This window comes from Kitasatospora sp. NPDC058115, from assembly GCF_042884635.1.
GTDB lineage: Bacteria > Actinomycetota > Actinomycetes > Streptomycetales > Streptomycetaceae > Kitasatospora.
The window spans coordinates 1-4,870 of record NZ_JBHVTL010000030.1; the positions used below are offsets into that span (position 1 = coordinate 1).

Here is a 4,870-nt window from a genome sequence, read left to right on the forward strand (position 1 = left end):
GCGCGGGCGGGCGGCGCGGGCGGGTGCGTGGCGCGGGCGGCGCGTGGCGCGGGCGGGCGGCGCGGGCGGGTGCGGTGGTCAGCGGCGGGCGAGGCGCCGCTCGCCGCCCGTGCCGGTGGTGTACTCCAGGCCGTAGTGCGCGAACACCTCCGGCTCGGCCTCGGCGGGCAGCACGTCGTCCACGCCGATCGACGGCGCCGACTTGACCAGCGCCCTCGGGAACGCCACCTTGAGGTACCCCGGGCCCAGGACCGCGCCGTCGAGGGGGACGAAGACCAGTTTGGTGTTGACGTTCAGCCCGACGGAGACGGCCGGACCGATCGTGACGGTCGCGAAGTACGGCTCGTCGCTCGCGGTCTCGACGTAGACGGACTCCAGCTTGCCGATCTTGTGGCCCTTCTGGTCCACGACGGCCTGACCCCGCCACTCCCTGATGTCGGCCGGAACGATCTCGGCGACGCCCATGGCGACCTCCCGTAGCCGCCGAACGGCGGCGGCACCTCGGTTGGGCAGCGGCCCGGACGGCCGGGCGGTGCCCCGGACCCTCCCATCCTGCGCCGCGGGCGCGGGGACCGCCCGCCGGGCCGGTCTCGCCCGTCCGGGTGAATCCGCGGACTCCCCCGCCGCCCCCGGCGGCAGGCGGCCCGATCCGCACATCCCGGGGCGAAGCGGCCAACCACCCGCGGGAGGCCGCCCGAACACCTACGCTGTCCGCCGACGGGTCGTCAGATCGGCTGGGCGGAGGCGCGGCAGCAGTGGTGAGCTACGAAGGCATGTGGGAGCAGGGCGAGCCGGGCGTCCCCGCCGACCTCCGCCCGGAGGTCCCGCACCCCGCCCGGATGTACGACTACTACCTCGGCGGCAAGGACAACTTCCCGGCCGACCGCGAGGCCGCCGAACGGGCCCTGGCGGCCAACCCCGAGTTCCGTTCCACCGCGCGCGCCAACCGGGGCTTCCTCACCCGGGCGGTGCGGTGCGTGGCCGGTCTCGGCATCGACCAGTTCCTCGACATCGGCACCGGCATCCCCACGGCCGGCAATACCCATGAGATCGCCCAGGCGGTCGACCCCGGCGCCCGGGTCCTCTACGTGGACAACGACCCGATCGTGCTCGCCCACGCCCGGGCGCTGATGGGCGGCACCGCCGTCGGCCGCACCACCGTCATCCAGTCCGACCTGCGCCGTCCCGACGAGCTCCTCGCCGACGCCGAGGCCGAGAAGCTGCTCGACCTCGACCGCCCGACGGCCCTCGTGCTCGCCGCCGTCCTGCACTTCGTGCGGGACGAGGAGGGGCCCTACGAGGTGGTGCGCACGCTGCTGGGCGCCCTCGCCCCCGGCAGCCACCTGATCCTGTCGCACGGCACCGCGGACTTCCTGCCCGCCGAGGTCCGCGACCGGGTCACGGGCGTCTACAGCAAGGCCACCGCTCCCCTGGTCGGCCGCAGCCGGGAGCAGGTGGGCGCCTTCCTGGACGGCCTTGAGGTCCTCGACCCCGGGGTCGTCACCGTTCCCCTCTGGCGCCCCGACGGCGCGCCGGAGGCCGGCGCCGAGCGCGTCAGCATGTACGGCGCGGTGGCCCGCAAGCCGTAGCCGGGGGGTACGGGCGGACTCAGGCGGGCTTGCTCGCGCGCAGGGAGTACATCAGCGGGACCCGTGGCCGCCCCTCGGGGAAGCGGAACACCCGGTCGTGCTCCAGCACCGGGAAGCGGGCGAACACGGTGAAGTCGTGCTCGTGGAGGAACTCGATCCGCAGGCCCGCCGCCACCAGGGCGCTCACGACCTCGCCGAGGCCGTGCTGCCACTCGACGGTCACGGTGGAGGCCGTGGGCGCCATCTCGCCGTCGGTGTAGGTGGCGGCCTCGTCCCAGACCGTCGCCTCGTTGTGGAAGTAGTCGTACTCCACCGTGCGGCCGTCCTCCGCCAGGACGTCGGCGAAGGGGTGGAACTCCGCGAGGTAGAGGAAGCCGCCCGGGGCGACCAGGGCCGCCGCCGTCCGCGCCCAGCGGGTGAGGTCCGGGAGCCAGCACAGCGCGCCCAGCCCCGTGTACACGACGTCGAACCGCCGCCCGTCGAGCGCGGACACGGCGTCGTACACGTCGGAGACCACGAAGCGGGCGGAGTCCGCGCCGATCCGCCCGGCCAGCTCGGTGGCGGCCTCCACCGCGGGCCGGGAGAAGTCCAGCCCGGTGACGGTCGCCCCGTGCCGCGCCCACGAGAGGGTGTCCTGGCCGAAGTGGCACTGCAGGTGCAGCAGGGACTTGCCCTGCACGTCGCCGACCTCGGCGAGCTCGAAGTCCCGCAGCGGCTCCCCGCCCGCGACGAAGCCCGCCACGTCGTAGAACGCACTGGCCACGTGCACGGGCACCCGCCCGTCCCAGTTGGCACGGTTCGCCGCAAGCCAGTCGTCGGGCATCGGGGTCGTGTTCATACCCGGCACGCTAGGCGCGCCCGGCCCCCCTCTCAACCGGATTTCCCTCCCACCGTCGCGCGTGGCGCATCCACGGTCCACGGTCACGACTTCGTGCGGCCCACTGCCGACGGGGGCACCCCGTCGGGGCCCTTCGTGGCGGCGCTCGACGCGCCGGTGCGCGTCGCGGGGCCGTTGGTCGGCCGTTGGCCGGCCGTTGTCCGGCCGGGTGGACCTCGAACCGAAGCCGTCGTGGAACCGATGGGACCACACGGGCCCCGGGGGACGGGCGACCGCCGGGGACGTCGAGCGGCCCTTCCACTCGGCCGCGGGTCCGGACCGGCTCGACCGGGCCGGTCCGGGCGCCCGTGAGCGGATCGCCGGTCGGCGGGCTCCGGCAGTGGTCGGCCACGGCGACCGGCACGGAACCAGTTCCGCCGACGCGGTCGGGATCGCCGCCGCCCAGGTGGCCCCGTCGGCGGAGGAGTCGGCGGCGTTCCCCGCGGCCCACCAGGAGGTGGCCGGCCTCCGGTTCGGGCGCGATGAGCCGGAGGCGACCTGGGCGACCGGCCCGGGGCTGCGGGGGTGGATGTCCGAGCGGCAGGTGGTGACCGGTGAGCCGATCCGGTCGCCGAGCGAGCAGGAGGCGGTCCGGCCGTCCGCGCGCGCCGGGCTCCGGGCACGCCGCGAGGGCGCGTCGTCGAACCCCGTCGTCGAACCCCGTCGTCGGGCCCCCGTCGTCCGCCCGGAGGGGTGGGCCGGGTGGCTTCCGCAGGCCCCTGCCGTGGGGCGCCTGCCGGTCGCCGGGGGTTCGGCGACGGGCCTCAGGGACGGGTGGTGAGCAGGGTGAGGAGGGGCGGGTCGAGGGGCCAGGGCAGGTCGGGGGCGGTGGCGGCGAGGCGGAGGGCGCCGAGGAGCGGCGGGCCGTCGGGGGTGCGGAGGCGGGCGGCGGGGAGGGCGGTGGCCAGGGCGGCGAGGGTGGCGCGGCGCAGCGGGGCGAGGCGGAACAGGCCGCCGGTCAGGGCGAGGTCGGGGGCGGGGAGGGCGGCCGCGCGGGCGGCGGCCGCCGCGGTGGCGGCGATCTCCCCGCCCGCGCGGCGGAGCAGGTCGGCGGCGGCCGGGCAGCCCCGCTCGGCCGCCTCGGCGACGTCCGGGGAGAAGGCCGCCAGCCGGGCGGCCCGGTCGGGGTGCGGCTGGAGGGCCGCCGGGAGGCCGGTCACCGGGCCGTAGCGGCGTTCGGCGGCGGCCAGCAGCAGGGGCGAGCCGCCGGGGCGGCCGTCGTACGCCCGCAGGGCCGCCTCCAGCCCGGCCCGGCCGAGCCAGCCGCCGCTGCCGCAGTCGCCGAGCAGGTGCCCCCAGCCGTCGGCACGCCGCCAGCCGGTGCCGGGGCGGTGGCCGATCGCGACCAGGCCCGTGCCGCCGGCCACGGTCACCCCGGCGCCGGTGCCCAGCGCACCGACATGGGCGGTGATCGCGTCCCCGGCGAGCACCAGGTGCCGGGCCCCGGTGGCCCGGGCCAGCGGGCCGGGCAGCCGGGCGGCGAGGTCCCGGCCGAGCAGGGCCGCCCCGGTGGCGCCGACGGCGACGGCCCCGATCCGAGCGCCGTCCGGCAGCCCGGCGGCGAGGCCCTGGAGGGCGGGGAGCAGACGGTCGAGCAGCGCCCCGGCGTCCAGTCCGCCGGCCGTGGCCGACACCCGCGCGGGCACGGCCAGTTCGGCCGTCCGGGCCGGGGCGGTTCCGTCCGGCCACCGGGCGGGCGCCAGGGCGAGCCGGATCCCGGAGCCGCCGACGTCGACCCCGGCGATCCAGCGCTCCTCCACCGTCCGTTCCACGTCGTCCCTCCGGGGTGTGTCGGGCCGGCTACCGCCGGGGCAGGGCGAACCGCGTGGCGAGCGGTTCCGCCAGGCCGGCGGCGGGTGTCGTGCCGTCCACGGTGAGGGCGGCGGCGTGGGGCCCGGCCTGACGGCGGACCTCGTCGTCCCGGAGGTCGTCGCGGACGAGGCGCTCGGCCGGGGCGGTCCGCGGGTCCTCCTCGCCCCCGGTGGCCCGAGGGCGTGTCCTGTGGAGCGGGTCGGCCGAGGCCACGGCTCCCCCGGCCGCCGGCCGGGGGCGTGCGTGCCCTGGCGTCGCGGACCGGGGCCGATGCACCCGACACGCCCCAGCCCGGACGGGGTCGGCGTACCGGGCGGTGCGGGCCGCCTTCCGGAAGGCCGGGGTGGGCGGCCGGAAGGCGGCCTGCTCCGGGCGCCGCAGCAGCGGCGCGAGGTCGCGCGGGAGGATGCCGGAGCGGTCGACCAGGACGGGGCGGCCGGCGGGGAGGGCGGGCAGGTCCTCGACGAGGAACCCGGGCGGCCGGTCGCGCAGGGCGGCGCGGTGGCCGTCGAGGACGGTGACGTCGTGGCGCTCGGCGGGCAGCCGGGTGAGCGTGCTCCTGCCGGCCGCCGTGCCACCGGCGGTCCGGCGC

Annotated in this window: 4 protein-coding genes and 1 pseudogene; 1 reads left to right on the forward strand and 4 read right to left on the reverse strand. The window is 78.0% G+C overall.

The annotated features are described in order from the left end of the window. Positions 1-78: 78 nt before the first annotated feature. On the reverse strand, positions 79-465 hold the full coding sequence (locus ACFVVL_RS28305; RefSeq protein WP_380295258.1) for a PRC-barrel domain-containing protein: 387 nt from the start codon (positions 463-465) through the stop codon (positions 79-81). A gap of 290 nt (positions 466-755) precedes the next feature. Here ACFVVL_RS28305 and ACFVVL_RS28310 point away from each other — a divergent pair, with 290 nt between their 5' ends. Then, positions 756-1,589: an SAM-dependent methyltransferase gene (locus tag ACFVVL_RS28310; protein ID WP_387680123.1), complete on the forward strand. Its 834-nt coding sequence runs from the start codon at positions 756-758 to the stop codon at positions 1,587-1,589. A 19-nt stretch (positions 1,590-1,608) separates the two neighbouring features. Here the strand turns inward: ACFVVL_RS28310 and ACFVVL_RS28315 are convergent, their stop codons facing one another. The 3 genes and pseudogenes from ACFVVL_RS28315 to ACFVVL_RS28325 all read right to left on the reverse strand — a co-directional run. Then, positions 1,609-2,427, reverse strand: a complete 819-nt coding sequence (locus tag ACFVVL_RS28315; RefSeq protein WP_387680126.1) for a class I SAM-dependent methyltransferase — start codon at positions 2,425-2,427, stop codon at positions 1,609-1,611. 803 nt (positions 2,428-3,230) lie between these two features. After that, on the reverse strand, positions 3,231-4,238 hold the full coding sequence (locus tag ACFVVL_RS28320; RefSeq protein ID WP_387680129.1) for a BadF/BadG/BcrA/BcrD ATPase family protein: 1,008 nt from the start codon (positions 4,236-4,238) through the stop codon (positions 3,231-3,233). Positions 4,239-4,266: 28 nt separating this feature from the next. Further along, positions 4,267-4,870, reverse strand: a pseudogene (locus tag ACFVVL_RS28325) (hypothetical protein); the annotation flags it as partial.